A 25,577-nucleotide genomic window follows, 5' to 3' on the forward strand; every position below is an offset into this window, starting at 1 on the left:
CGCCGCCTCTTGCGGCCTGCCCGCAAAACGGCACATTTTCGCCCGCGGTAGTAAGCTGTGTGCCACGCACTGGCCGCGCCCCGTCTCGATGCATCGGCGCGGCTGTCATCGTTTTCGATCATCCTTGTCCGCGTGCCGTTGAATCATCTTGCGACGGCCCGGTCTGCGTTCGTTCGTCAAGCGAGACCTTTCCATGAAAGCATCGGATCTGTTCGTCAAGTCGCTGGAGGCTGAAGGCGTCGAGTACGTGTTCGGCATTCCCGGCGAAGAAAATCTCGATCTCCTCGAATCGCTGCGCCGCTCCAGAATCAAACTCGTGCTCACGCGCCATGAACAGGCGGCCGGTTTCATGGCCGCGACTTATGGCCGTTTGACGGGACGCACGGGCGTATGTCTCGCGACGCTCGGCCCCGGCGCCACCAACTTCGTGACGGCTGCCGCGTATGCGCAGCTCGGCGGCATGCCGATGCTGATGGTCACGGGCCAGAAGCCGATCAAGTCCAGCAAGCAGGGCCATTTCCAGATCGTCGACGTGGTGCGGATGATGGAGCCGCTCACCAAGTACACGCGGCAGATCGTGTCGATCGGCAATATTCCCGCGTCGGTGCGCGAGGCGTTCCGGCAGGCCGAGGAAGAGCGCCCGGGCGCCACGCATCTCGAGCTGCCCGAAGACGTCGCGCACGAGGAGGGCGACGGCAAGCCGATTCCGAAGAGCTACAGCCGCCGCCCCGTCGCCGAGGAGAAGGCCGTCGCGCACGCGGTCAAGGCGATCGTCGAGGCGAAGCATCCGCTGCTGATGATCGGCGCGGGCGGCAACCGCAAGACGACGCGCAAGATGCTGCGCGAATTTGTCGATCAGATCGGCATTCCGTTCTTCACGACGCAGATGGGCAAGGGCGTGATCGACGAATCGCATCCGCTGTGGCTCGGCAACGCGACGCTGTCGGACGGCGACTTCGTGCACCGCGCGATCGATCACGCGGACTGCATCATCAACGTCGGCCACGACGTGATCGAAAAGCCGCCGTTCTTCATGCGCGGCGCGGACGCCAGCGAGAAGACCGTGATCCACGTGAACTTTCTCGGCGCGGAAGTCGACCCTGTGTACTTCCCGCAGATCGAAGTGGTCGGCGATATCGCGAACGCCGTGTGGCAGTTGAAGGAAGCGCTGCACGGCAAGGGCGAGCACTGGGATTTCGCGCGCTTCAAGGAGATCAAGGCGCATTTCGAGGCGCATCTGGCGAAAGGCCAGCACGACGACCGCTTTCCGATGTATCCCGTGCGCGTGGTCAACGACGTGTACGAGACCACGCCTGTGGACGGCATCATCTGTCTGGACAACGGCATGTACAAGATCTGGTTCGCACGCTACTACCGGGCGCACGAGCCGAATTCGCTGCTGCTCGACAACGCGCTTGCGTCGATGGGCGCGGGGCTGCCGTCGGCGATCGCGACGAAGATCGTGCATCCCGAGCGCAAGGTGATGGCCGTGTGCGGCGACGGCGGCTTCATGATGAACTCGCAGGAGCTGGAGACGGCCGTGCGGCTGAAGCTCGACCTCGTCGTGATGATCCTGCGCGACGATGCGTTCGGCATGATCCGCTGGAAGCAGGAGAACATGAATTTCCCGGACTACGGGATGATGCTCAGCAACCCCGATTTCGTCGACTACGCGAAGAGCTATGGCGCGCAGGGACATCGTGTTGCATCGGCGGAGGAACTCGCGCCGCTCGTGCGCGAGTGCTTCGCGACGCCGGGGGTGCACGTGATCGACGTGCCCATCGATTACTCCGACAACGAGCGTGTGCTGAACCGCGAGATCAAGCGGCTGTCCGCGCAGCTTTGAGCGTTTCTGTCCGGCGCGCGGCGGGGCTGTCACGGAGCGGCCCTTGCTGAGCGTCGCTGATCGATCAAGGAGAACGAGTCATGTTGCAGAAGAGTTATCCGTACTACCTCGCGAATGAACCCGTCGCGGCGAACACCGATCTCGAAGTCACCGACAAGTTCAGCGGCGAAGTGGCGACGCGCGTTGCGATGGCCGATGCGAAGGCCATCGATCAAGCCATCGGCGCCGCCGTCGATGCGATGCCCGCGATGCGCGCGTTTCCGCCGTTCAAGCGCCAGGCCGTACTCGAACACTGCGTGAAGCGCTTTCGCGAGCGCTTCGACGAACTGGCCATGGCGCTGTGCATCGAAGCGGGCAAGCCGATCAACGATTCGCGCGGCGAAGCCACACGCCTGATCGATACCTTCAAGGTCGCAGCGGAAGAATCGGTGCGTATCGACGGCGACATCGTGAACCTCGAAATCTCGCAGCGTGCGAAGGGTTATCACGCGTATGTGAAGCGCGTGCCCATCGGGCCGTGCTCGTTCATTTCGCCGTTCAACTTTCCGCTGAATCTGGCCGCGCACAAAGTCGCGCCCGCGCTGGCGGCGGGCGTGCCGTTCGTGCTGAAACCGGCGAGCCGCACGCCCGTCGGCGCGCTGATCATCGGCGAAGTGCTCGCGGAGACCGATCTGCCGAAAGGCGCGTTCTCGATCCTGCCCGCCCACCGCGACGGCGCCGATCTCTTCACCACCGACGAGCGCTTCAAGCTGCTGTCGTTCACAGGGTCGCCCGCCGTCGGCTGGGATCTGAAAGCGAAGGCGGGCAAGAAGAAGGTGATTCTGGAACTGGGCGGCAACGCGGCTGCCATCGTCGACGGCGATCAGCGCGACAAGCTCGATTACGTCGTGGACCGGCTCGCATTTGGCGCGTTCTACCAGTCGGGGCAGAGCTGCATCGGTGTGCAGCGGATTCTGGCGCACGCGTCGCTGTACGACGAACTGCGCGACAAGCTGATCGCGAAGACGAAGTCGCTGAAGATGGGGGATCCGAAGGACGAAAAAACCTTCGTCGGGCCGATGATTTCCGAATCCGAGTCGCGGCGTCTTGCCGGCTGGATGGACGGCGCGGTGAAGGCGGGCGCGAAGATCGTCGCGGGCGGCAAGGTCGACGGCGCGATGTTCGAGGCGACGCTGCTGGAGAACGTCGGGCGCGAGTCGGACCTGTATCGCAAGGAGGCGTTCGGGCCGGTGGCGATCCTCGAAAAATTCGACGACTTCAAAAGCGCGCTCGCGACCGTCAACGACAGCGACTTCGGCCTGCAGGCGGGCGTGTTCACGGATTCGCTGGCGCACGCGCACCAGGCGTGGGATGAACTCGAAGTCGGCGGCGTGGTCATCAACGATGTACCGTCGTTCCGCGTCGACAACATGCCGTATGGCGGCGTGAAGGACTCGGGGCTCGGGCGCGAGGGCATCCGCTATGCAATCGAAGACATGACGGAACTGCGGCTGATGGTGATGCGCGAAACGTGGTGAAGGAAGCGGGGCGGGAAGGGTCTCGGGCACGCGCCGGGCCCTTGTCACCAGATTGCCTTGTGCGACGTCTACGCTGCCCGCGTCGGCCGTGGTCCGTCCCCGCATGAAACGGCTGTCATGCGGCGCTGCAGCGCGGTTCGGGCAGCCTCGCTGCGCGCACGGCAAGGGGTGGAATGCCGAAGTGCTACAATACCGGCCTTTCCGGCGGATGTTTCCGCCGGCGGGAGCCGGCCGCATGCTTGCCGATACTGGCTGTACGCAAGCGGGCCTTTTAACGGGACGCCGTGGCTCCGCCTTCATCCTGATGCCCTCCGCGGCCCCGGCCGCTGCAGAAGAAGCTGCAGAAACTCTTTGAGCGGACGCCCACGCGCCCGCCTTTGGCAACGCGCAAGCGGTCCGAGCGCAGGCGCATTTTTAGCGAAAGCCACCATGTCCGATACAGCAACCACGCCTACCAACGCGACCTTCGACCAGTTCGGCCTACACGCCGACATTCTCAAAGCCATCGCGGAGCAGGGCTACACGACGCCGACGCCGATCCAGGCCGAGGCGATTCCCGTCGTGCTGGGCGGCCGGGACGTGATGGGCGCCGCGCAGACGGGCACGGGCAAGACGGCGAGCTTCTCGCTGCCCATCATCCAGCGTCTGCTGCCGCTCGCGAACACGAGCGCGTCGCCGGCACGCCACCCGGTTCGCGCGCTGATTCTCACGCCGACGCGTGAACTCGCCGACCAGGTCGCCGCCAACGTGCAGTCGTACGCGAAGCACACGGCGTTGCGCAGCGCCGTCGTGTTCGGCGGCGTCGACATGAATCCGCAATCGGCGGAACTGCGGCGCGGCGTCGAAATCCTGATCGCGACGCCGGGACGCCTGCTCGATCACGTGCAGCAGAAGACGGCCAATCTTGGCCAGGTGCAGATTCTCGTGCTCGACGAAGCCGACCGGATGCTCGACATGGGCTTCCTGCCCGACCTGCAGCGCATCCTGAATCTGCTGCCGAGCGAGCGTCAGACGCTGCTGTTCTCGGCCACTTTCTCGCCCGAAATCAAGAAGCTCGCGTCGACGTACCTGCGCAATCCGCAGACGATCGAAGTGGCGCGCAGCAACTCGACGGCCACGAACGTCACGCAGATCGTCTACGAAGTGGCGGAAGGCGATAAAACTGGCGCCGTCGTCCAGCTGATCCGCGAGCGCAGTCTCAAGCAGGTGATCGTGTTCTGCAACAGCAAGATCGGCGCGAGCCGTCTCGCGCGTCAGCTGGAGCGCGACGGCGTGGTCGCCACGGCGATTCACGGCGACCGCACGCAAAGCGAACGGATGCAGGCGCTGGACGCATTCAAGCGCGGCGAGATCGAAGCGCTCGTCGCGACCGATGTGGCCGCGCGCGGCCTCGACATCGCCGAACTTCCCGCCGTGATCAACTTCGATCTGCCGTTCAACGCGGAAGACTACGTGCACCGGATCGGCCGTACGGGCCGCGCGGGCGCGTCGGGCGACGCGCTGTCGCTGTTCAGCCCGAACGAGCGCAAGCAGTTGGCCGATATCGAAAAGCTGATCAAGCGTCCGCTCGATGTTCAGCGTCTGACGGTCGATGTGCCCGTGCGTCATCATCACGACGAGCGCGGTTCGCGCCGCGATCGCGACGACCGCGGCAGCCGCCGCCGCACGACGGGCGCGCATGAGCGTACGTCGCATGGCTCGCATCATCGTCAGCAGCCCGTCGACGATTTCTTCTTCAAGCCGTATGAGCCGTCGCCTTCTGCCGCGACCAGGCGCGAGGAAGCGCCCGCCGCGCCGCAGAAGCCCGCGTCGAAGCAGCCGCTGGCGGCGTTGCTGGGTGGGTTTGGGATGCCGCGCAAGACGACGTCGTCGAATTGACGTCGCGGCGGTTGTCGATTCTGGTTCGTTGAAGATGGCGCCTTTGCAGGCGCCATTTTTTATTGGCGCTTTATACGCCCGGACCACGCTGCCGTTGCTTCGGTGTAGAACGCGTCGAGCGATGTCGCGGCAGCGTCGTTCAGTTTCAGGCCAAGGTGGCGGGCGGCTTCGTTCAGTGCGACGAGCGGCTTGCTGGTGTCGAGCGGTGCTGCACCCGTCTGCTTGCTGAGCTTGTCTCCGTCGGCGTTCGTCACGACGGGCACGTGCAGATAGGAGGGAGTGACCACGCCGAGACAGCGCTGCAGATAAATCTGTCGCGCGGTCGAATCGAGCAGGTCGGCGCCGCGCACGATATGGGTGATGCCCTGTTCTGCATCGTCGACGACGACAGCCAGCTGGTAAGCCCATTGATCGTCCGCGCGACGCAGCACGAAATCGCCGACTTCGGTGGCGAGATTTTGAGTCTGCTGGCCTTGCCACCGATCCTTGAACGTCACGATGGCGGCATCGCCGTCGGGCACGCGCAGCCGCCACGCGCGCGCTGGCTTGCCGTTCAGGCCGTTGCGGCAGGTGCCGGGGTAGGCGAGCGTCGTGTGCCGGGCGTGCGCCTGCACGAGCGAATCGGCGATTTCCTTGCGCGTGCAGCCGCACGGATAGACAAGGCCGGCGGCCTGCAGGCGTTCGAATGCCCGCTGGTAAAGCGACATGCGCCGGCTTTGCCAGACGGGCGGCTCATCGGCCGTCATGCCGAAGCGGGTGAGCGCGTCAAGGATGTCTTCCGCTGCGCCCGGAACCGTGCGCGGACCGTCGATGTCTTCGATGCGCACGAGCCACGTGCCGCGATGCGCGCGCGCGTCCAGCCAGCTCGCGAGCGCGCTGACGAGCGAGCCGATATGCAATGGGCCCGTCGGCGAGGGCGCGAAACGTCCGCGGCAGGTTGTCATGCGAGGGTGTCATGAGCCGCAGCGGCGCGGCTCATGCGAAACGGGTTCATGCGGGACGTGATGGCGCGACGTTCAGGCCGCGTGTGCCGCATCGGCCTGCCGCTGCGCGTCTGGATGACAGGAAGCGCACGTCTTTCCCGGCACATAGAACGGCGACTTCTGGTCTTCCGGCATGACGACGGCGCGGCAACCAAAGCATTGCGCCGTCGCCGTAGGCTGCAGGTTCGGATCGAGCGCGGTGCGGTAGTCGAACACGAAGCACTCGCCGTTGTAGTGCGCGCCGCCGACCTCTTCGAAATACTTCAGGATGCCGCCTTCGAGCTGGTAGACGTTGTCGATGCCGACGTCCTTCATATGGATGGCCGCCTTTTCACAGCGGATTCCGCCGGTGCAGAACGACACCACCGTCTTGCCTTCCAGATCCGCGCGGTTCTGCTCGATCACCGCGGGGAACTCGCTGAATCTGGTGATGCGATAGTCGAGCGCGTTGTCGAACGTGCCCACATCGACTTCGAACGCATTGCGCGTGTCGAGCATCACGACCGGGCGGCCCGCGTCGTCGTGACCGCGGTCGAGCCACGCTTTCAGCGTGCGGGCATCGACGGACGGCGCGCGGCCCAGTTCCGGCTTGATGGCCGGCTTCTTCATCGTGATGATTTCGCGCTTGAGCTTGACGAGCATGCGCCGGAAAGGCTGCTTCTCCGACAGGCTTTCCTTGAACTGAAGCGCGGCGAACTTGCCTTCGAAGAGCGGATCGTGGCGAAGGTAGTCGATGAATTCGCGCACTTGCGCAATTTCACCCGCGATAAACAGGTTGATGCCTTCCGGCGCGAGCAGGATGGTGCCGCGCAGGCCGAGTTCGTTGCAGCGCGCGGTGACGAGCGGCCGCCATTCGACGGTTTTGTCGAGGGTCGAGAACTGATAGGCCGAAAGATTCAGGATATTCATGCTGGTCCAGCAATAAAGCGCCGTGCCCGGCGCGCGCATTCGGGGCGGGCGCAGCACGCGTACGGCAGGAAATGGATTCGAACGCGTATTATCCCTCATCCTGAGAATCGGCCCGCAATCTGCCTGAAGACGTATTGACCTGCGTCGAAATAGCCGATTGGCCGATCCCGATTCGCGCAAAGCACCGTTGACAAATCCTGTAACAAGCGTGCTCGCCCAGGCATGGCTGGCCGGATGGCCAATGGCGCAGTTTGGGCCCGGTTTGGCCAAAATTTTTCGGGAGGGCGGGGTTACAATGTCGCCCATGTCAGATCCCCGCTTCGTCCATCTCCGCGTCCACTCCGAATTCTCGATTGCCGATGGCATCGTGCGCATCGACGACGTCGTCGATGCCGCCGCCAAAGACGGTCAGGGCGCGCTCGCACTCACCGATCTCGGCAACGCATTCGGTCTCGTCCGTTTTTACAAGGAAGCCCGTGGCAAAGGGGTCAAACCCATTGCCGGCTGCGACGTCTGGATCACGAATCCGGACGACCGCGACAAGCCTTCGCGGCTTTTGCTGCTGGTCAAGAACAAGACCGGCTATCTGAATCTTTGCGAGTTGCTGTCGAAGGCGTGGCTCACGAATCAGTATCGCGGGCGCGCGGAAGTGGAAACGGCGTGGCTCGAAAGCGGACTCGCGGAAGGGCTGCTGGCGCTGTCGGGCGCGCAGCACGGCGACGTCGGTCTCGCGCTCGCGGCGGGCAATGAAGAAGCCGCACGGCGCAACGCGCAGCGCTGGGCGCAGATTTTCCCGAACGGTTTTTACATCGAATTGCAGCGCGGCGGGCAGCTCGGCGCGGAAGCGTATGTGCAGCAGGCCGTCGCGCTTGCGGCTGCGCTGAAGCTGCCTGTCGTCGCCACGCATCCGCTGCAGTTCATGACGCCCGACGATTTCACCGCGCACGAAGCGCGCGTGTGTATTTCAGAAGGCGATATTCTCGCGAATCCGCGCCGTCAGAAACGCTTCACGACGGACCAGTATTTCCGCACGCAAGAGGAGATGGCCGCGCTGTATGCGGACATTCCGTCCGCGATCGCGAACACCGTCGAAATCGCCAGGCGCTGCAACCTCACGCTCGAACTCGGCAAGCCCAAGCTGCCGCTGTTCCCGACGCCGGACGGCATGTCGCTCGACGACTACCTGGTGCAGCTGTCGAAGGAGGGCCTGGAAAAGCGTCTGGAGCAGCTTTTCCCTGAGCAGGCCGAACGCGATGCGCAGCGCGAAAGCTACTACGCGCGCCTCGACTTCGAGTGCGGCACGATCATCAAGATGGGCTTTCCCGGCTACTTCCTGATCGTGGCGGACTTCATCAACTGGGCAAAGAACAACGGCGTGCCCGTCGGGCCGGGCCGGGGGTCTGGTGCGGGGTCGCTGGTCGCGTACGCGCTCGGTATTACCGACCTCGATCCGTTGCGCTACAACCTGCTGTTCGAACGGTTTCTGAATCCGGAACGGGTGTCGATGCCCGACTTCGACATCGACTTCTGCCAGCATGGCCGCGACCGCGTGATCCAGTACGTGAAGGAGAAGTACGGCGCGGACGCCGTGTCGCAGATCGCGACGTTCGGCACGATGGCCGCAAAGGCGGCAGTGCGCGACATCGGCCGGGTGCTCGATCTCGGCTACATGTTCACGGACGGCGTCGCAAAGCTGATTCCGTTCAAGCCGGGCAAGCACGTCACTATCGCGGACGCGATGAAGGAAGAGCCGCTGCTGCAGGAGCGCTTCGACAATGAAGACGAAGTGCATCAGCTGCTCGAACTCGCGCAGCGCGTGGAAGGCCTGACGCGTAACGTCGGCATGCACGCGGGCGGCGTGCTGATTGCGCCCGGCAAGCTGACGGACTTCTGCCCGCTCTACACGCAGGGCGACGAAAGCGGCGTCGTGAGTCAGTACGACAAGGACGACGTCGAAGCCGTCGGCCTCGTGAAGTTCGACTTTCTGGGTCTGACCACCCTGACCATTCTCGACTGGGCCGAGCGCTATATCCGCCGTCTCGATCCGTCGAAGGAAAACTGGTCGCTCGCACAGGTGCCGCTCGACGACCCTGCGTCGTTCTCGATCCTCAAGAAGGCGAATACGGTCGCCGTGTTCCAGCTGGAAAGCCGCGGCATGCAAGGCATGCTGAAGGACGCGCAGCCTGACCGCTTCGAGGACATCATCGCGCTCGTGGCGTTGTACCGTCCCGGCCCGATGGATCTGATCCCGAGCTTCTGTGCGCGTAAGCACGGCCGCGAGACGGTCGAGTATCCGGATCCGCGCGTCGAACCTGTTCTGAAAGAGACCTACGGCATCATGGTCTATCAGGAGCAGGTGATGCAGATGGCGCAGATCATCGGCGGCTATTCGCTGGGCGGCGCCGACCTGCTGCGCCGCGCGATGGGCAAGAAGAAGCCCGAGGAAATGGCGAAGCATCGCGAGATCTTCGCGGAAGGCGCCGCCAGGAACGGTTTGACGCGCGAGAAGGCCGACGAAACGTTCGACCTGATGGAGAAGTTCGCGGGCTACGGCTTCAACAAGTCGCACGCGGCCGCCTATGCGCTGCTCGCGTACCACACCGCGTGGCTCAAGGCGCATCATCCCGCCGAATTCATGGCGGCCAACATGTCGCTCGCGATGGACGACACGGACAAGGTCAAGATCCTGTTCGAAGACTGCCTCGCGAACAAGATGGCCGTGCTGCCGCCCGACATCAACCTGTCGGCGTACCGGTTCGAGCCTGTCGCCGAAAGCGACGGCAAGCGTTCGCGCACCATCCGCTACGGCCTCGGCGCGATCAAGGGCAGTGGCCAGAACGCGATCGAAGAAATCCTGCGCGCACGCGAAGAAGGTCCGTTCATCGATCTCTTTGATTTCTGCAACCGGATCGACCGGCGCATCGTCAATCGACGCACGGTCGAAGCGCTGATTCGCGCAGGCGCGTTCGATTCGCTGCACGAGAACCGCGCGCAGCTGATCGCATCTGTCTCGCTCGCGATGGAAGCCGCCGACCAGGCGAGCGCCAACGCGATGCAGGCGGGTCTGTTCGATATGGGCGACGCGCCGTCGCAGGGCCATGAACTCGTCGACGAGCCCGCGTGGCCGGACAAGCGACGTCTGCAGGAAGAGAAGACGGCGCTCGGCTTCTACCTGTCGGGCCATCTGTTCGATGCCTACAAGGACGAAGTGCGCCGCTTCGTGCGTCAGAAGATCGGCGAACTGAAGGAAGGGCGCGACAAGCTGGTGGCAGGCGTGATCGTGTCGTTGCGCACGCAGATGACCCAGCGCGGCAAGATGCTGATTGCGCTGCTCGACGACGGCACGGGCCAGTGCGAAGTGACCGTTTTCAACGAACAGTTCGAGGCACACAAGCAGCTGTTCAAGGAAGACGAGCTGCTCGTCGTGCAAGGCCAGGCGCGCAACGACGCGTTCACGGGCGGCATCCGCTTCACCGTCGATACGCCGATGGATCTCGGCCGTGCCCGCACGCGCTACGCGCAGGCCGTGAAGGTGCAGATGAACGGCAACGCGAACGCGCATGCGCTGCGCTCCGTGCTCGAGGCGTATCGCGCCAGGCCGGAAGATGCTGAAGTTGCTGTGCCCGCAGTACGCAGCGGTGGCCGCGGCGGCTTCAGCAACGGCAATGGAGATGCGGGCGGGCGCTCGCAACGGCCATCGGCACCGATGCCGAACGGACTCGCCGTGCAGATCGTCTATCGCAGCGACAATGCGGAAGGCGAGGTGCGGCTCGGCGACGCGTGGCGCGTGAAGCCGACGGATGAACTGCTCGCTGCGTTGCGCAGCGAGTTTTCAGGCAGCGCGATCGAGATCGTGTATTGACGCTTGCGGCGCCTGCTCAAATCGCTGGCGCCGACGTGTGCAGCCGTCAGCGCTCCGGGCCGTTCTCGCGTCCCAACTGCGCCAGCTTCAAGAACCGGTAGTACACGGTTTCCGCGTTGAACATCGCGATCATGAAGCCCGCGCGGCCATCCAGGAAGCCGCGACGCAGCAGGTAGGTTCGCACGAAAGCCCACGCGCCCCGCGCGACGGCCTTGCCGAAGCTGCCGCGCTGGCCGGCCGCATGGCGCTGCTGCGCGCCTGCCGTCGAATACGCGTCGAGCTTGCGCAGCACCGTCTCGAAGTCTTCGTACGAGTGATGCATCAATTTGCCGTCCAGACGCTTTGCGGGCGAATCGAACATGAGCCGCTCGTGCACGAGGTCGTCGGAGAAACGGGCCGTGCCGCGTTTGAACAGACGCGGAATCCAGTCGGGATACCAGCCGCTGTGGCGCACCCAATGTCCGCAAAATGCCGACAGACGGTCGACGGCATACACATCGGCGGCAGGCGTGGCGAGCGCGCCGGCAATCGAGACGGCCAGTTCCGGCGTGACGATTTCGTCCGCGTCGATCGACAGCACCCAGGTCGTGCCGAGCGCGTCCAGCGCGCGGTTCTTTTGCGGGCCGAAGCCCGGCCAGTCGGCATGCGTGAGCACGCGCGCGCCGTGCGAACGGGCGATGTCGACGGTGGCATCCGTGCTGCCGCTGTCGACGACGACGATTTCGTCGGCGAACGCGACGGCGCGCAGGCATTCGTCGAGCCGCAGCGCGGCGTTCTTCGTGATGATGGCGACGCCGAGTGTGGGTTGTGTCATGCGAATCGATGGCGGGAGAGATGGGCGCCTGCTCCACACAGCCTGCTGCCGTGGCCGCCGCCCAACGAAAGTTGCGCAAGTATACACAGCGGATGTAAGCCGACGTTAAGCGCCGGGCGGGCCATTCGCATGGCCGTGCGCGGGTGGCGAGCCGGTTGAAGCGGGCCTGGGCGCGATCGAGCCGGGCAATGCGGCCGCGCCGTGCCCGGGAAATCCGCAAACGTGTGGATTTCCAATCATTTAGCCGGGTCGGGATGACATGCCGGACGGTTTACAATGTCGCATTTGCAATCCGCCCGAGGGGGCGGTCCACGGGTGCCGTGAAGCGCATCCGCATTCCCAGAGGAACTCTTGAGCGCCAAGCCAACGTTAAGCAAGCCCATCGGCTCCGGTGAAACAACGTCGACCATCGTGGTCCTGCGGCGTCTGTGGCCGTACGTCAAGCCGCTCATCTGGATCGTCCTGGCCGGCATTTTCACGATGGGCGTCGTGGCCGCCACCGAGGCAGGGATTCCCGCGCTGCTCAAGCCGCTGCTCGACCACGGCTTCGGCGAGCACGGCAGCGACGCCGCGAAGTGGTTCGTGCCGCTTGCCGTGATCGGCCTCGCGCTCGTGCGCGGTGTCGCACAGTACGCGTCGGGCTACCTGCTGTCCTACGTGTCGAACCGCATCCTGCTGGAACTGCGGCTGACCATGTTCAACCGGATGATCCACAGCAGCGTCGCCTTTTTTCAGCGCGAAACGGCCAGCACGGTCATCAACGCGATCGTTTTCGAGGTGAATCAGATCCTCAACGTGCTGACGGGCGTAATGGTCACGCTCGTGCGCGATTCACTGACGGTCGTGTTTCTGCTCGGCTACCTGTTCTATCTGAACTGGCGCCTGACGCTGATCGTCGCCGTGCTGCTGCCGGGCATCGGCTGGCTGGTGGGCAAGATCAACCGCCGGCTGCGCCGCCTGAACCGCGAACATCAGACGCTCACCAACGAGCTGTCCTATGTCGTCGAGGAGACGGTGGGTGGCTACAAGGTCGTCAAGGTGCATAACGGCGAGCAGTACGAGATCGACCGTTTCACGGAGATGAGCAAGCGTCTGCGCGGCTACTCGATGCGCATGACGGTGTCGGGCGGGCTTGCGCAGCCGCTCACGCAGTTTCTCGCCTCGATCGCGCTCGCCGTCGTGATCACGATCGCCGTCGTGCAGTCGTCGCACGACCAGACGACGGTCGGCGGCTTCGTCGCCTTCGTCACGTCGATGCTGCTGATCATTTCTCCGCTCAAGCACCTGATGGACGTGAACCAGCCGTTGCAGCGCGGCATGACGGCGGCCGAACTGATCTTCGGTCTGATCGACGAGCCGTCGGAGCCGGTGGGCGGCGGCCGCAAACTGGAGCGCTCGACGGGCGAAGTCGAGTTCCGCGATGTGTCGTTCATGTACGGCGCAAGCGGTCCGATGCAGCGGCAGACGCTCGATACCGTGTCATTCAAGGTCGCCCCCGGCGAGATGGTCGCGCTGGCGGGTCCGTCGGGCAGCGGCAAAACGACGCTCGTGAACCTGCTGCCGCGTTTCTTCGATCCGAGCGGCGGCCAGATTCTCGTCGACGGCGTGGCGCTGCCCGAATACGGCATTCACGAGCTGCGCAGCCAGATTGCGATGGTGAGCCAGGACGTCGTGCTGTTCAACGACACGATCGCGAACAACGTCGCCTACGGACAGACGGCGGACCCGGAACGCGTGACGGCAGCACTGCATGCCGCCAATCTGTGGGACACCGTGGCCGCGATGCCGAACGGCATCGAAACGCTGATCGGCGACAACGGCATGATGCTGTCAGGCGGCCAGCGCCAGCGTCTCGCGATTGCGCGCGCGGTGTACAAGGACGCGCCCATCCTGATTCTCGACGAAGCCACCTCGGCGCTCGATTCCGAATCCGAGCGTCATGTGCAGGCCGCGCTCGAAACGCTGATGAAGGGCCGCACGACGCTCGTGATCGCGCATCGTCTGTCGACCATCGAGCGTGCTGACCGCATTCTCGTGCTCGACGCGGGGCGTATCGTCGAGCGTGGCAGCCACCGCGAATTGCTGACGCAGAACGGCTTGTATGCGCATCTGCATCGAATCCAGTTCCAGCAGCACGCGGCATGAGAATCTTTGCGTGAGCATCCTATAGAGGGTACGCCCGCGCGGCCCAGCGCCGCATGAGGGTGCGCCCGCCGCTGCGAACTATCCGATGCAGCCGGTGACCATTCAGACAGAAGGCATGATTCACATCTTCAACGGGTTTCACAATCCGAACGGCGGCAGCGAGCGGGAGGCGCTGAGCCTGTACGAACTGCTGCGCGGCAAGAGCGACGTGCAGCTATGGAGCACATCGTCGCGGACGTCGGAGGAACTGGCGGCCGCCTATCCGATTCGCCGCGTTGCGCCATTCAAGGCGAGCGTGCCGCGCGGCGGCACCTACGTGTTCGTGGGCGCGCATTGGCGCAACCGTTTATGGCCGTATTTCGTGGGCCGTCCCCAGCGGCTCGTATACGTGTTCAACACGTTTCATCCGAAGCTGCTCGAGCTCACTTCGACGCCGCCGCCGCTCTTGCGCTGGCCCGCGACCGAGTTCGTGCTGATCTCGTCTTTCCAGGCGCAACTGCTCGGTGTGAAGGGGGAGATCCAGCCTTCGCCGATCGATATTGGCCGCTTTGCACCTCGCGCGCGCGAAGCGCATGCGCAACCAGTGATCGGCCGCTTGAGCCGCGATACGGCCGACAAGCATCATCCCGACGACATCGCCGTGTACAAGGCGCTCGCCGCGCGCGGCTGCAAGCTGCTCCTGCAAGGCGCGACGACGCTGGCGGGCGCTTTGCCGAAAGACGACGCGATCCGTCTTTTGCCCGAAGGCGCGATGGCCGCGCCGGACTTTCTGCACGAACTCGATATTTTCTATTACCGCACGGGCGAGCACGTCGAGACCTTCGGGCGCGTGGTGCTCGAGGCAATGGCGTGCGGTTTGCCCGTGGTGTGTCATCGTCATGGCGGCTACGCGGACGTCGTTCGCCATGGCGAGAACGGCTATCTTTTCGATACATCCGAAGAAGCACTGGCAATACTTGATCAGCTGATCGGGCAACCGGCGTTGCGCGCGCAGATCGGCGCGGCGGCGCGCCGGACCGTCGAGCAGCTGTATTCGCGCGAGGCGCTCGACGCGCGCACGGCGTTCTATCTGCGCGATACCCCACGATGAACGGTGGGGCCTTACCGTTGCTTGCACGTCCGGCTGACGTGCAAGCAAAACGCATGCGGGCCGTGAGATGATGACGACGGCGTGACCTGGCCGCCGTGGCGCGGCCAGCAAGATGTGGCAGGATTAGGCAGGCAAGATCGACAAGATCGACAAAAGGCAGCGGCCGGAAGAGGCCGGGCCACTGACGCAGCGAGCCGACGGTCGACGGCTACGCGAGCGCATTTCGTCATTGAGAGTTGAAGCATACATGCAACACGCCAGAACAGATTCGTATCCGTTGATCCTCGCGCGGACTTTCGCGCTTGTCGCCCTGTTTGCCGTTCCGTTGTCCACTGCCGGCGTCAATATCGCGGCGTCGCTGTTCGCGGTGTGCGCGCTGCTGTCGCCCGAAGTGTGGCGCAACTGGCGTTCGATTTTCACGGATCGCGTGAGCGTGGCCGCGCTGCTGCTCGCCGCCGCGCTGATGTTGAGCCTCGCGTGGACGACGGCGGATCGCGGGCATGCGTTCGACTTCCTGATGAAGTACCGCAAGCTGATCTATCTGCCGCTGCTGATGCTGACGTTCCGCGATTGCCGTACGACGGCCTGGACGACTGTCGCGAAGTGGACGCTGTTCGGAGCGCTGACGTTTGCGCTGGTGCTGTCGTGCTCGAATTACTTCGGCTGGACGTCGATCGGCACGTGGCACTCGAATACCGATCCCATCCGCAAAGCCTGGGTTTTCAAGGATCACATCGCGGCAGGCATCATGACGGCGCTGCTGTTCTATCTGGCACTGAACTTCGCGAAACACGCGCGTTCGCGTGCTGCCAGGGTGACGCTCTATATCGTCGCGCTGCTCGCGATCGTCAATGTGCTGTTGATGATGCAGGGGCGCACGGGGCAGATCATCGCAATTCTCTTTATCGTGATCTATGTCGTGACGTACTTTGTGTCGCTACGCGGCATGAAGCCGTGGATGCGCTGGGGGAGCGGCATTGTGCTGGTCGCCGTCGCGGGCAGCCTCGTCTACGCGGCGCTGCATTCGCATGCCTCGCGCCTCGCGGAAACGCATGAAGAAATCAGCGCGTACGAGACGTCGAACAAGAATACGTCGATGGGGGTACGCATCGTGTTCTATCGGCGCAGCCTCGAACTGATTGCCGAGCGTCCCATCATTGGTCATGGCGTGGGTACCGTGCAGGACGAATTCGATGCCTTCGCGCGCAACGCGACGGGCGCGAAAGCCGCGACGGCGGGTAATCCGCACAACGAATTCCTGCTGATGGGGATTCAGCTGGGTGCACTCGGCATCGCGCTGTTCGTGTTCTTCCTGGTGCAGATCGGACGCTCCGCGCTCGAACTGCGCGAGCCCGCGCGCACGATCGTGCTCGCTTATCTGTTTGCCTTTGCGATCGGCTGCTTTGCGAATTCGCTGCTGCTGAACTTTACCGAGGGCAATCTGTTCATTTTCCTCGTCGGCATTTTCCTCAGTTGCCGCAAAGAGACGCCGTCGAAAGCGGACGAAAGCCCGGTTCGCTAAGCGTTTCCTCGGACGAGCCGACATTCTTTAAACGCCGCTCGTCACCAGCGACAGCACCGACAGATCGGGGTGCGTGCCTTCCACGATTGCCTTGCCGACGTGCACGGCTTCATCGCTCGCATCGTCGAGCGTCTTGAACGATTCCTCGCCGTCCGCGTGAAAGTGAACGGTGTGGCCCGGCAATTTTGGATTGGCGCCGGGATGGCAGACATAGCCGATATACGTGTAGCGCGCGGTGCCTTCTTTCAGCGATGGCGCGAAGTGAATCTCGAAGCCTTCATAGTCGACTTGTTGCCAGCTCAGGGTTGCGGCTTCGTCGGACATGATCGCCTCCGTGCGGCGCGTCGGGCGGCCTGAAGATGACGGGTGAGGCTGACGCTTGCCGCGTGTCGTGCGCCGCATTGAGCGGCGCGGGTGGGTGTGGATAAAGTGTTTGCGGGCTGGCGGCCTGCCGGGCCTGTCCGCGGCAGGGGCTCAGTGACGATGCCGCAGGCGCTCCCACCAGCGATGCCCGTCGAAGCGCCCCGACATCCCTTCGCGATAGTGATGCTCGCGCCGCAATTGATGCGACAGCAGCGTCGCGATCACCGCCAGCACGACAATGCCGACCACGATGCCAACCATTGATTCAGCCATGGCAGCCTCCGTCTATTGCAACTGCATACGGAAAGTCTAGTTGATTTGCCGGAAGAGGGCTGTCTCGCTCGTGACACGCCATCCGGCATTGTCCCCGTTGCACGCCGCGCTCGATCGATCTCTGTAACCTCTACACGGAAGCGATTGAAAATTCGTATCGCGCTCCGATGCAGGGCGCATCGGCCGGTCAGTTTTCGTCGTCGGAAAGCAGCGCTTCGAGGCCGAACAACCAGGCGATGCCGAAGCTCAGCATGGCGGCTGCCGTGTGTTTGCGTCGCGTGCCATTCTCGCGGACGGACTGGCTGCAAAGCCTGTCGTAGCAAGGGTTCGGTAGGGGTGTCTGATCGTCGTTGTAGTCGTATTGTTCGGAGCGCATGTCGCCTCCCGCGTGCGGTGTCGCCTGCCATCAAGCAAGCGATGTGCCCGGGAGTCTCCAGTGGACGATGAGACGATGCGATTACATCAGGACAATGTCGTATTGCTCCTGGCTCAAATTCGACTCGACCTGCAACGATACCGGCTTGCCGATGAAATCGATCAACATCGCCAGATGCTGGGATTCTTCTTCCAGGAAGAGATCGATGACCTGCTGCGACGCGACCACGCGAAACTCGCGCGGATTGAACTGGCGCGACTCCCGCAGAATTTCACGCAGCACGTCATAGCAGACGGTACGCGCCGTCTTCACTTGTCCTTTGCCCTGGCAAACCGGGCAAGGTTCGCACAGCACATGCGCAAGCGACTCGCGCGTGCGCTTTCGCGTCATCTCGACCAAACCCAGTTGCGAGAACCCGTTGACCGTCACACGCGTGCGGTCGCGGGCGAGCGCCTTCTTCAGTTCCCCGAGCACCTGATCGCGATGCTCGGCGTTCTCCATGTCGATGAAGTCGATGATGATCACGCCGCCCAGATTGCGCAGCCGCAATTGCCGCGCGATCGTATGCGCGGCTTCGAGATTGGTCTTGAAGATCGTATCGTCGAAATTACGCGCTCCGACGTAGCCGCCCGTGTTGACGTCGATGGTCGTCATGGCTTCCGTCTGGTCGATCACCAGATAACCGCCCGACTTCAGATCGACGCGCCGCGACAGCGCACGCTGGATTTCCGTCTCGATGTTGTACAGATCGAAGAGGGGACGCTCGCCCGTGTAGTGATGCAGCTTCGACGAAACAGCAGGCGTGAACTCGGCCGCGAACTCCGCGAGCATCTGGAACGTCTCGCGCGAATCCACCTGGATGCGCGTGGTCTCGTCGTTGACGAAGTCGCGCAGCACGCGCTGCGCGAGGTTCAGATCCTGATAGAGCAGGCTGGTCGGCGGCATGCGCTGCGCCTGCGAAAGTATCGTCGCCCAGGTCTTGCGCAGATACGCGACGTCGGCGGCCAGTTCTTCGCTCGTCGCGTCTTCGGCGATGGTGCGCACGATGTAGCCGCCTTTCTCGTCGACGGGCAGCACCGACGTGAGCCGCGCGCGCACGGCTTCGCGCTCGGCCTCGCTTTCGATCTTCTGCGAAATGCCGATATGCGGTTCCTGCGGCAGATAGACGAGCGTGCGTCCGGCGATGCTGACTTGCGTGGAGAGCCGCGCGCCTTTGGTGCCGATGGGATCCTTGACGACCTGAACCATCAAGGTTTGTCCTTCGAAGACGATTTTCTCGATGGGCTGATGCGGCACCTGCTGCTGCGGCTCGCCCGCAAGCCGCGGATGCCAGATGTCGGCAACGTGCAGAAACGCCGCACGTTCGAGACCGATATCGATGAACGCGGACTGCATGCCCGGCAGCACGCGGACGACCTTGCCGAGATAGACATTGCCGACCCGCCCGCGCGACAGCGTGCGTTCGACATGAAGCTCCTGCACTGCGCCCTGCTGGACCAACGCTACGCGCGTCTCCTGTGGCGTAACGTTAATCAGGATTTCTTCGTTCATGGTGTTGTTCTAGAAGTCGATGCGCGCCGCACGTAGAAGGGCAGCGGTTTCAAACAATGGCAAACCCATGATACCTGAATAGGACCCGTCGATATGCTCGATGAACTCCGCCGCACGCCCCTGAATGCCATACGCGCCTGCCTTGCCGAGCGGTTCGCCACTTGCCGCGTAGCGGCGCAACGCGTCGCTTTGCACTGCAGCAAAGCGTACGCGCGAAACCGATAGGGCAGGCGCAAGCAATTCACCCTGTGCATCGGCGACGGTCACGGCCGTCAGCACTTCGTGATCGCGCCCGGCGAGACGCGTAAGCATCGCGACGGCATCGTCTGCATCGATCGGCTTGCCGAGAATCGCATCGTCGATCGTGACGGTTGTATCGGCAACGAGAATGGGCGCATTCGCGTGACCGCCTGCCACGAGCCGCGCACGTGCCGCACGGGCCTTCGCGACGCACACGCGCATCACGTAGTCGTGCGCTCGCTCGCCTGGCAGTTCGGCTTCGAGTGCCTCGGCGTCTTCATCGGGGCGCGGCAGCAGCAGTTCGAAGCGCACGCCCAGTTGCGTCAGCAATTCTTGACGGCGCGGGCTTTGAGAAGCCAGGTAGACGAACGGAAAAGCGGCACTCTGAATGGACATGAATGGATCACTAGCGAAGAAGGGCGGCACGGCCTCGGAACACGAAGCCGACGACAGGTGTTGAGCGTAACAGACGGGGAGAGCGGCGCGCACCCTGGCCGTTCGGCCAGGTTGTGCGCAAGGACGCGGGACTTGAAGATGTCCGTATGTTCAGACGGAGTTCAGACCCGATGATACGGATGATTCTGCGTGATGGTCCACGCGCGATACAGTTGTTCGGCAAGCAGCACGCGGACCATCGCGTGCGGCAGCGTGAGGCTCGACACGCGCAGCAGCATGTCGGCGCGCGCCTTCAGTTCGGGGTCGAGTCCATCTGCTCCGCCGATCAGAAATGCGACGTCGCGTCCGTCCTGTTGCCAGGTGGGCAGAGCGTTCGCGAGCTGCATCGTGGTCCAGTCCTTGCCGCGTTCATCGAGCGCGACAATACGCGCGTTCTTCGGCAGCGCCGCTTCGATCTTCTGCCGCTCGGCGGCCATCACGCTTTCGGCGGAACGCCCCGACGAGCGTTGCTCGGGTTTGATTTCACGCAATTCGATACGCAGCTCGGGCGGCATGCGCTTCGCGTATTCGTCGAAGCCCGTGGCAATCCAGTCCGGCATCTTGTGGCCGACCGCGAGGATATGCAGTTTCATCGTCAGCCCCGTGCCGCGTCAGAAATGCTCGCATCAGAGCGACCGGACGTCGGCCCGGACATGAAAGCGATCACGAACGGCGGCGAGCGGGTGCCTTACGTGCCGGACGCGCGACGGGGGCTTCTTCTTCCTCGTCTTCGTCGTCGAGCGGCTCGGACGGACGGGCGCCGCCGAACGGGTTCGGCGTCGACAGTTTCACGCGCACCGGCTTGTCGCCCCAGATTTCTTCGAGGTTGTAGTACTGACGCAGTGCGGGTTGCAGAATGTGCACGACGGCATCGCCGCAATCCACCAGAACCCATTCGCCGATGTCTTCGCCTTCCGTGCTGATGATGTCGCCGCCCACTTCCTTGACCTTCTCGCGCACGCTGGAGGCGAGCGCCTTGGTCTGGCGGTTCGACGTGCCGCTGGCGACGATCACGCGATCGAACAGTTCGGTGAGGTGGCTGGTGTTGAACACCCGGATGTCTTGCGCCTTGACGTCTTCGAGTCCGTCGACGATGGCACGTTGGAGCTTGCGTATATCCATGATTACCGATGGTACAGATGATGTTGAACAATATAGTCCCACACGGCCGTGGGGACATGATTCTGTGCAGATTGACCGTCGCCCGTCGCTGCCGCGTTTTCGAGCGACGCGCGCAGATGCGCGCGAATGTCGGTGGCCGATACATCGAACGCAAGCGACGTATCGATCAGCAGATGCCCGGCCGGAGTTGCCTGCAACGTGCGGGCGTCAGCCCCGCGTTGCGCGATCGCCGCCGCGACGCCGGGCGGTACAGCTGATACGTCGAAGCCCGGGCGCGTTGCCGCTGCGATGTGCGCGTAGTCGAACAGTTGCTGCCAGTCGCGCCAGGTGTCGAGCCGAACCAGCTGGTCCGCGCCGATCAGCAGCGAGATCGACGCGTCCGTGCCTTCGCGTTCGCGCCAGCGCCGCAGCGTTTCGACAGTGTACGTGGGACCGTCGTGCTCGATTTCATCCGTGGCGACGCTGACCGTCACGCCCGGCAGCGCCAGCGACGCGGCGGCTGCGCGCGTCATCGCGAGCCGGTGCACGGCTGCCGACACGTCCGCCTTCTGCCACGGCTGGCCGGCCGGCATCAGCACGAGTTCGGTCAGATCGAGCGCCTCGGCGAAACGCCGCGCGAGCGCGAGATGACCGTCGTGGATGGGGTCGAACGTGCCGCCGAGTATGCCGATGCGGCGGCGCAGTGCCTGTTTCGCGGCGATGGATTGAGCGGTCGGATTCAGTTGCGGTTCCTTTGCCTGTCGGTGGGAGCGGGAGCTGGGCGGCCAGGCGCGTCAGACCCACTCGCGCTGCACGAGAAAGTCGCTGTAGAGGCGCGCCTCCGGCGTGCCCGGCTCGGGCTGCCAGTTGTAGCGCCAGTTCACGACGGGCGGCATCGACATCAGGATCGACTCCGTGCGTCCGCCGCTTTGCAGCCCGAACAGTGTGCCACGGTCGAACACGAGATTGAATTCGACGTAGCGGCCCCGCCGGTAAGCCTGGAAGTCGCGTTGGACCTGGTCGTACGGCGTGTCGCGGCGCTTCTCGATGATGGGCAGATACGCATTCAGGAACGCATCGCCGACGCTCTTGACCATCGCGAAAGACCGGTCGAAGCCGGGCTCAGAGAAGTCGTCGAAGAAAATCCCGCCGATGCCGCGCGGTTCGTTGCGATGCTTCAGGAAGAAGTAGTCGTCGCACCAGCGCTTGAAGCGCGGATAGAGGTCGTCGCCATACGGTTGCAGCGCGTCGCGGCAGACGCGGTGGAAATGCTGCGCATCTTCCTCGAAGCCGTAATAGGGCGTCAGATCCATACCGCCGCCGAACCAGAACACGGGTGTTTCGCCCGCTTTCGTCGCGACGAGGAGGCGCACGTTCATGTGAACGGTCGGGCAGTACGGGTTACGCGGATGCAGCACCAGCGACACGCCCATCGCTTCGAAGCCGCGTCCCGCCAGTTGCGGGCGCAGCGCGCTGGCCGAGCCGGGCAGGGCGTCGCCTTGCACGTCGGAGAAGCCGATGCCCGCGCGCTCGAAGAACTGGCCGTCTTCCAGGATGCGCGTGCAGCCGCCGCCACGCAGCTTTTCTCCGGGCGCGCGCTGCCAGCTGTCGGTGGTGAGCGGCGTGCCGTCGAATGCACCGAGTGCGTCGGCGATCCGCGTCTGCAAGCCTTGCATCCAGGTGCGGACGGTCTGAGTGTCGTGAGCGTGAATCGAATCGGTCATGATATGTGGGGCGCGGCAGGCAAAAAACGCTGGCGCGGTCGGGACTCAATGGGCCAGATCGGGCGCTATGTGCCGTTCGCGGCGCATGTTCTGGCGGTTGTCGGCGTTGCTCAGCCGGGGCTCGCCCATCGCGGCGAAAATCTGCCGACAGACCCAAGTGTAGCGCCGGCGCGGCCATATGGCCCCGAAGGGCCATGTGGCGAGTCCGGGCAGGATGCCCCGGATGCCGCGCCGGGAAGCGCTTGCTCGCAGAAAAAGGCCGGCTTAGCCGTGCTTGCGGTTGGCCGCGCGATAACCGATGTCGCGGCGATACTGCATGCCGTCGAACGAAATATGGTTGATCGCCTCATAAGCGACCGACTGCGCGCTGCGCACCGAATCCGCCAGCCCGACCACGCACAGCACGCGTCCGCCCGAGGTCGTCAGCTTGCCGTCGGCGAGCGTCGTGCCTGCGTGGAACGTCACTGCGTCCGCCGTTTCCGCCGGAATGCCGCCGATGAAATCGCCCTTGCGCGGTGCTTCCGGATAGTTGTGTGCGGCCAGCACCACGCCGAGCGCGGTGCGGCGGTCCCATTCCAGTTCCACCGTATCCAGCGTGCCCGCGATCGCCTGCTCGACGACCTTCGAGAAATCGCCCTTCAAACGCGCCATGATCGGCTGCGTTTCCGGGTCGCCCATCCGGCAGTTGAATTCGAGCGTCTTCGGGTTGCCTTGCGCGTCGATCATCAGGCCGGCGTACAGGAAGCCCGTGAAGCGGATGCCTTCTCTTTCCATCCCGCGCACGGTCGGCAGGATGATTTCGCGCATCACGCGCGCGTGCAGTTGCGGCGTGACGATAGGCGCGGGCGAATAGGCGCCCATGCCGCCCGTGTTCGGGCCCTGATCGCCGTCCAGCAGACGCTTGTGATCCTGGCTCGATGCCAGCGCCAGCACGTTCTTGCCGTCCACCATCACGATGAAGCTGGCTTCTTCGCCCGCCAGGAATTCTTCGATCACGACGCGCGCGCCGGCGTCGCCGAGCTTGTTGTCCGACAGCATCATGTCGACGGCGTGGTGCGCCTCGTCGAGCGTCAGCGCGACGACCACGCCCTTGCCCGCGGCGAGGCCGTCTGCCTTGATGACGATGGGCGCGCCCTTCGCGTCGATGTACGCGTGCGCGGCCGCCACGTCGGCGAAGGTTTCGTATTCGGCCGTGGGAATGGCATGGCGCTTCATGAACGCCTTCGCGAAGTCCTTCGAGCTTTCGAGCTGCGCCGCTTCCTTCGTCGGGCCGAAAATCTTCAGGCCGCGCGCGCGGAAGATGTTGACGATGCCCGCCGCCAGCGGCTGTTCCGGGCCGACCAGTGTGAACGCGACCTGTTCCCTCTCGACGAAGTCGGCGAGTGCGTTCGGATCGGTGATATCGATGTTGCGCAGGCGGTCGTCCTGCGCGGTGCCGCCGTTGCCCGGCGCGACATAGACGAGCTGCACGCGCGGCGACTGCGCGAGCTTCCACGCGAGCGCATGTTCGCGACCGCCGGAACCGACGACGAGTAACTTCATGTGATTCCCCGAATGCTAAAAACCGTGAACGGCCCGCGCAGCGGCGCGAACCGTGGATATCCATCTCTACCTTCGCACAACGCGAAGGCATTGCCTGTGACGCAGGCGACAAAGCAGGGCGTTGTGGCGGAAAAGGCCGCAATATATGCCGCCAGAGAGCGGTCAGCGGCGACGATCAACGGCCCTCTGACCTTCATACGAAAACGCCTGTGCGGCGAGCAGGAGGAGCGCTGCGACGGCCCGGCCCGGAAGAAAACCGACGCGGGCGGCGCGCTCACTCCATGCCTTATTCGTCGGCGATGGCCGCGTTCGTATAGACCTCTTGCACGTCGTCCAGATTTTCCAGCGCGTCGAGCAGCTTTTGCATCTTGACGGCGTCGTCGCCCGTGAATTCGACTTCCGTCTGGGGCTTCATCGTCACTTCCGCGAGTTCCGCCTTGAAGCCCGCGCTTTCGAGCGCGCTCTTCACCTTGGGGAAATCGTTCGGCGGGCAGATCACTTCGATGCTGCCGTCCTCGTTCGTGACGACGTCGTCAGCGCCTGCTTCGAGCGCGGCTTCCATCAGCTTGTCTTCCGGCGTGCCGGGCGCGAACAGGAACTGGCCGACGTGATCGAACATGAACGACACCGAGCCGTCCGTGCCCATGTTGCCGCCGAACTTCGAGAACGCGTGGCGCACTTCCGCGACGGTGCGCGTGCGGTTGTCCGTCATCGTATCGACGATGACGGCCGCGCCGCCGATGCCGTAGCCTTCGTAGCGGATTTCTTCGTAGTTCGCGCCGTCGACGCCGCCGACACCTCGCTGGATCGCGCGGTTGATGTTGTCTTTCGGCATGTTGGCGTCGTAAGCCTTGTCGACGGCGAGCCGCAGGCGCGGGTTCGAGTCGATTTCGCCGCCGCCCATGCGGGCCGCGACCTGGATTTCCTTGATGAGCCGCGTCCAGACCTTGCCCTTCTTGGCATCGGCCGCTGCTTTCTTATGCTTGATGTTGGCCCATTTCGAATGACCCGCCATACCGTTCTCCGTGGCACGCGCCGACAGGGCGCGCGCAGTGTGCAAATGTCGTCAGTCTGGTCGCACCCTGTGCCTTTCTATGTCGCTTCGGCGATGTGCGCCAGGAGATCCTGGCGCTGCGGGATAGTGCCGCGCGAGCGTCGCAGGAGGACCGGCTGAAGCGCCGCCGCCGGACACGGTAAAGGGTGAACTGCCCGTTCAGTGGGCAGACGGCAATTTTATCATGTCGGGGTGGGGCGCCTTGCGGCGCGGGTCTTGTCGTCAGGTTTTTTGGTGTTTTTTTGTCTGCGACGCTAGTCGCTATTCCTGGTTTTTGCTTTTCGCTCGCTGTGGTGGCAATGGCATCCGCGAATTCGTATCTGTGCTTCAGGCGTTGCCCCTGTGCGGGGCG

The 25,577-nt window shown here is 63.8% G+C and carries 21 protein-coding genes; 7 read left to right on the forward strand and 14 right to left on the reverse strand.

Annotated features, from left to right (window positions below; genetic code table 11):
- Positions 1–193: 193 nt before the first annotated feature.
- From FRZ40_RS00270 to FRZ40_RS00285, 3 genes are all read left to right on the forward strand, one after another.
- The gene (locus FRZ40_RS00270; RefSeq protein WP_028365580.1) at positions 194–1,846 is read left to right on the forward strand and encodes an acetolactate synthase large subunit; all 1,653 of its coding nucleotides are present in this window, start codon (positions 194–196) and stop codon (positions 1,844–1,846) included.
- A gap of 80 nt (positions 1,847–1,926) precedes the next feature.
- Positions 1,927–3,363, forward strand: coding sequence for an aldehyde dehydrogenase family protein (locus FRZ40_RS00275; protein ID WP_147232938.1), 1,437 nt, complete (start codon positions 1,927–1,929; stop codon positions 3,361–3,363).
- Between the two features lie 429 nt (positions 3,364–3,792).
- Complete coding sequence (locus FRZ40_RS00285; protein WP_028365578.1) at positions 3,793–5,241, forward strand: DEAD/DEAH box helicase; 1,449 nt, start codon at positions 3,793–3,795, stop codon at positions 5,239–5,241.
- A gap of 59 nt (positions 5,242–5,300) precedes the next feature.
- Here the strand turns inward: FRZ40_RS00285 and gluQRS are convergent, their stop codons facing one another.
- On the reverse strand, positions 5,301–6,185 hold the full coding sequence (gene gluQRS, locus FRZ40_RS00290) for a tRNA glutamyl-Q(34) synthetase GluQRS (protein ID WP_028365577.1): 885 nt from the start codon (positions 6,183–6,185) through the stop codon (positions 5,301–5,303).
- A gap of 72 nt (positions 6,186–6,257) precedes the next feature.
- Positions 6,258–7,133, reverse strand: a complete 876-nt coding sequence (locus FRZ40_RS00295) for a sulfurtransferase (RefSeq protein WP_028365576.1) — start codon at positions 7,131–7,133, stop codon at positions 6,258–6,260.
- 295 nt (positions 7,134–7,428) lie between these two features.
- Between FRZ40_RS00295 and dnaE the strand changes: the two genes are divergently transcribed.
- A complete protein-coding gene (dnaE, locus tag FRZ40_RS00300) occupies positions 7,429–10,995 on the forward strand; it encodes a DNA polymerase III subunit alpha (RefSeq protein WP_147232939.1) in 3,567 nt (1,188 codons plus the stop codon).
- Between the two features lie 46 nt (positions 10,996–11,041).
- Here the strand turns inward: dnaE and FRZ40_RS00305 are convergent, their stop codons facing one another.
- Positions 11,042–11,809, reverse strand: a complete 768-nt coding sequence (locus FRZ40_RS00305; protein ID WP_147232940.1) for a glycosyltransferase family 2 protein — start codon at positions 11,807–11,809, stop codon at positions 11,042–11,044.
- A 351-nt stretch (positions 11,810–12,160) separates the two neighbouring features.
- Between FRZ40_RS00305 and msbA the strand changes: the two genes are divergently transcribed.
- The 3 genes from msbA to FRZ40_RS00320 all read left to right on the forward strand — a co-directional run bounded on the left by msbA (position 12,161) and on the right by FRZ40_RS00320 (position 16,566).
- A complete protein-coding gene (gene msbA / locus FRZ40_RS00310) occupies positions 12,161–13,954 on the forward strand; it encodes a lipid A export permease/ATP-binding protein MsbA (RefSeq protein ID WP_147232941.1) in 1,794 nt (597 codons plus the stop codon).
- 85 nt (positions 13,955–14,039) lie between these two features.
- Positions 14,040–15,044, forward strand: a complete 1,005-nt coding sequence (locus FRZ40_RS00315) for a glycosyltransferase family 4 protein (RefSeq protein ID WP_147232942.1) — start codon at positions 14,040–14,042, stop codon at positions 15,042–15,044.
- Between the two features lie 247 nt (positions 15,045–15,291).
- Positions 15,292–16,566, forward strand: coding sequence for an O-antigen ligase family protein (locus FRZ40_RS00320; RefSeq protein ID WP_147232943.1), 1,275 nt, complete (start codon positions 15,292–15,294; stop codon positions 16,564–16,566).
- Positions 16,567–16,593: 27 nt separating this feature from the next.
- Here FRZ40_RS00320 and FRZ40_RS00325 read toward each other — a convergent pair whose 3' ends face one another.
- From FRZ40_RS00325 to FRZ40_RS00375, 11 genes are all read right to left on the reverse strand, one after another.
- Positions 16,594–16,890, reverse strand: coding sequence for a hypothetical protein (locus FRZ40_RS00325; RefSeq protein ID WP_028365570.1), 297 nt, complete (start codon positions 16,888–16,890; stop codon positions 16,594–16,596).
- 150 nt (positions 16,891–17,040) lie between these two features.
- The gene (locus tag FRZ40_RS44275) at positions 17,041–17,202 is read right to left on the reverse strand and encodes a hypothetical protein (RefSeq protein WP_167528630.1); all 162 of its coding nucleotides are present in this window, start codon (positions 17,200–17,202) and stop codon (positions 17,041–17,043) included.
- Between the two features lie 187 nt (positions 17,203–17,389).
- Entirely contained in the window at positions 17,390–17,578 is a 189-nt protein-coding gene (locus FRZ40_RS00330; protein ID WP_147232944.1) for a hypothetical protein, read from the reverse strand.
- Between the two features lie 81 nt (positions 17,579–17,659).
- Entirely contained in the window at positions 17,660–19,129 is a 1,470-nt protein-coding gene (rng, locus tag FRZ40_RS00335; RefSeq protein ID WP_028365569.1) for a ribonuclease G, read from the reverse strand.
- Positions 19,130–19,138: 9 nt separating this feature from the next.
- Entirely contained in the window at positions 19,139–19,765 is a 627-nt protein-coding gene (locus FRZ40_RS00340; RefSeq protein WP_147232945.1) for a Maf family protein, read from the reverse strand.
- A gap of 161 nt (positions 19,766–19,926) precedes the next feature.
- Complete coding sequence (rlmH, locus tag FRZ40_RS00345; RefSeq protein WP_028365567.1) at positions 19,927–20,397, reverse strand: 23S rRNA (pseudouridine(1915)-N(3))-methyltransferase RlmH; 471 nt, start codon at positions 20,395–20,397, stop codon at positions 19,927–19,929.
- A gap of 70 nt (positions 20,398–20,467) precedes the next feature.
- Positions 20,468–20,926 carry a ribosome silencing factor gene (gene rsfS / locus FRZ40_RS00350; protein ID WP_028365566.1) on the reverse strand — a complete coding sequence of 153 codons (459 nt, stop codon included), beginning with the start codon at positions 20,924–20,926 and terminating at the stop codon, positions 20,468–20,470.
- Positions 20,927–20,928: 2 nt separating this feature from the next.
- A complete protein-coding gene (locus FRZ40_RS00355; protein ID WP_193566992.1) occupies positions 20,929–21,648 on the reverse strand; it encodes a nicotinate-nucleotide adenylyltransferase in 720 nt (239 codons plus the stop codon).
- 51 nt (positions 21,649–21,699) lie between these two features.
- Entirely contained in the window at positions 21,700–22,629 is a 930-nt protein-coding gene (hemF, locus tag FRZ40_RS00360; protein WP_028365564.1) for an oxygen-dependent coproporphyrinogen oxidase, read from the reverse strand.
- A gap of 264 nt (positions 22,630–22,893) precedes the next feature.
- Positions 22,894–24,171 (reverse strand): phosphoribosylamine--glycine ligase, encoded by a 1,278-nt coding sequence (gene purD / locus FRZ40_RS00365; protein WP_147232947.1) that lies wholly within the window; start codon positions 24,169–24,171, stop codon positions 22,894–22,896.
- Positions 24,172–24,457: 286 nt separating this feature from the next.
- Positions 24,458–25,186, reverse strand: coding sequence for a YebC/PmpR family DNA-binding transcriptional regulator (locus tag FRZ40_RS00375; protein ID WP_028365562.1), 729 nt, complete (start codon positions 25,184–25,186; stop codon positions 24,458–24,460).
- Positions 25,187–25,577 lie beyond the last annotated feature (391 nt).

The organism is Paraburkholderia azotifigens, from assembly GCF_007995085.1.
Taxonomy (GTDB): domain Bacteria; phylum Pseudomonadota; class Gammaproteobacteria; order Burkholderiales; family Burkholderiaceae; genus Paraburkholderia; species Paraburkholderia azotifigens.

Excerpts from the sequence above, each read along its gene's own strand:
- FRZ40_RS00295 (WP_028365576.1), bottom strand. The coding sequence starts at position 7,133 with ATGAATATCCTGAATCTTTCGGCCTATCAGTTCTCGACCCTCGACAAA.
- rlmH (WP_028365567.1), bottom strand. The coding sequence starts at position 20,397 with ATGAAACTGCATATCCTCGCGGTCGGCCACAAGATGCCGGACTGGATT.
- rsfS (WP_028365566.1), bottom strand. The coding sequence starts at position 20,926 with ATGGATATACGCAAGCTCCAACGTGCCATCGTCGACGGACTCGAAGAC.
- gluQRS (WP_028365577.1), bottom strand. The coding sequence starts at position 6,185 with ATGACAACCTGCCGCGGACGTTTCGCGCCCTCGCCGACGGGCCCATTG.
- FRZ40_RS00325 (WP_028365570.1), bottom strand. The coding sequence starts at position 16,890 with ATGTCCGACGAAGCCGCAACCCTGAGCTGGCAACAAGTCGACTATGAA.
- FRZ40_RS00270 (WP_028365580.1), top strand. The coding sequence starts at position 194 with ATGAAAGCATCGGATCTGTTCGTCAAGTCGCTGGAGGCTGAAGGCGTC.
- FRZ40_RS00315 (WP_147232942.1), top strand. The coding sequence starts at position 14,040 with ATGCAGCCGGTGACCATTCAGACAGAAGGCATGATTCACATCTTCAAC.
- FRZ40_RS00340 (WP_147232945.1), bottom strand. The coding sequence starts at position 19,765 with ATGTCCATTCAGAGTGCCGCTTTTCCGTTCGTCTACCTGGCTTCTCAA.
- FRZ40_RS00285 (WP_028365578.1), top strand. The coding sequence starts at position 3,793 with ATGTCCGATACAGCAACCACGCCTACCAACGCGACCTTCGACCAGTTC.
- rng (WP_028365569.1), bottom strand. The coding sequence starts at position 19,129 with ATGAACGAAGAAATCCTGATTAACGTTACGCCACAGGAGACGCGCGTA.
- FRZ40_RS00375 (WP_028365562.1), bottom strand. The coding sequence starts at position 25,186 with ATGGCGGGTCATTCGAAATGGGCCAACATCAAGCATAAGAAAGCAGCG.
- FRZ40_RS00320 (WP_147232943.1), top strand. The coding sequence starts at position 15,292 with ATGCAACACGCCAGAACAGATTCGTATCCGTTGATCCTCGCGCGGACT.
- dnaE (WP_147232939.1), top strand. The coding sequence starts at position 7,429 with ATGTCGCCCATGTCAGATCCCCGCTTCGTCCATCTCCGCGTCCACTCC.
- FRZ40_RS00305 (WP_147232940.1), bottom strand. The coding sequence starts at position 11,809 with ATGACACAACCCACACTCGGCGTCGCCATCATCACGAAGAACGCCGCG.
- FRZ40_RS44275 (WP_167528630.1), bottom strand. The coding sequence starts at position 17,202 with ATGGCTGAATCAATGGTTGGCATCGTGGTCGGCATTGTCGTGCTGGCG.
- FRZ40_RS00330 (WP_147232944.1), bottom strand. The coding sequence starts at position 17,578 with ATGCGCTCCGAACAATACGACTACAACGACGATCAGACACCCCTACCG.
- purD (WP_147232947.1), bottom strand. The coding sequence starts at position 24,171 with ATGAAGTTACTCGTCGTCGGTTCCGGCGGTCGCGAACATGCGCTCGCG.
- hemF (WP_028365564.1), bottom strand. The coding sequence starts at position 22,629 with ATGACCGATTCGATTCACGCTCACGACACTCAGACCGTCCGCACCTGG.
- FRZ40_RS00275 (WP_147232938.1), top strand. The coding sequence starts at position 1,927 with ATGTTGCAGAAGAGTTATCCGTACTACCTCGCGAATGAACCCGTCGCG.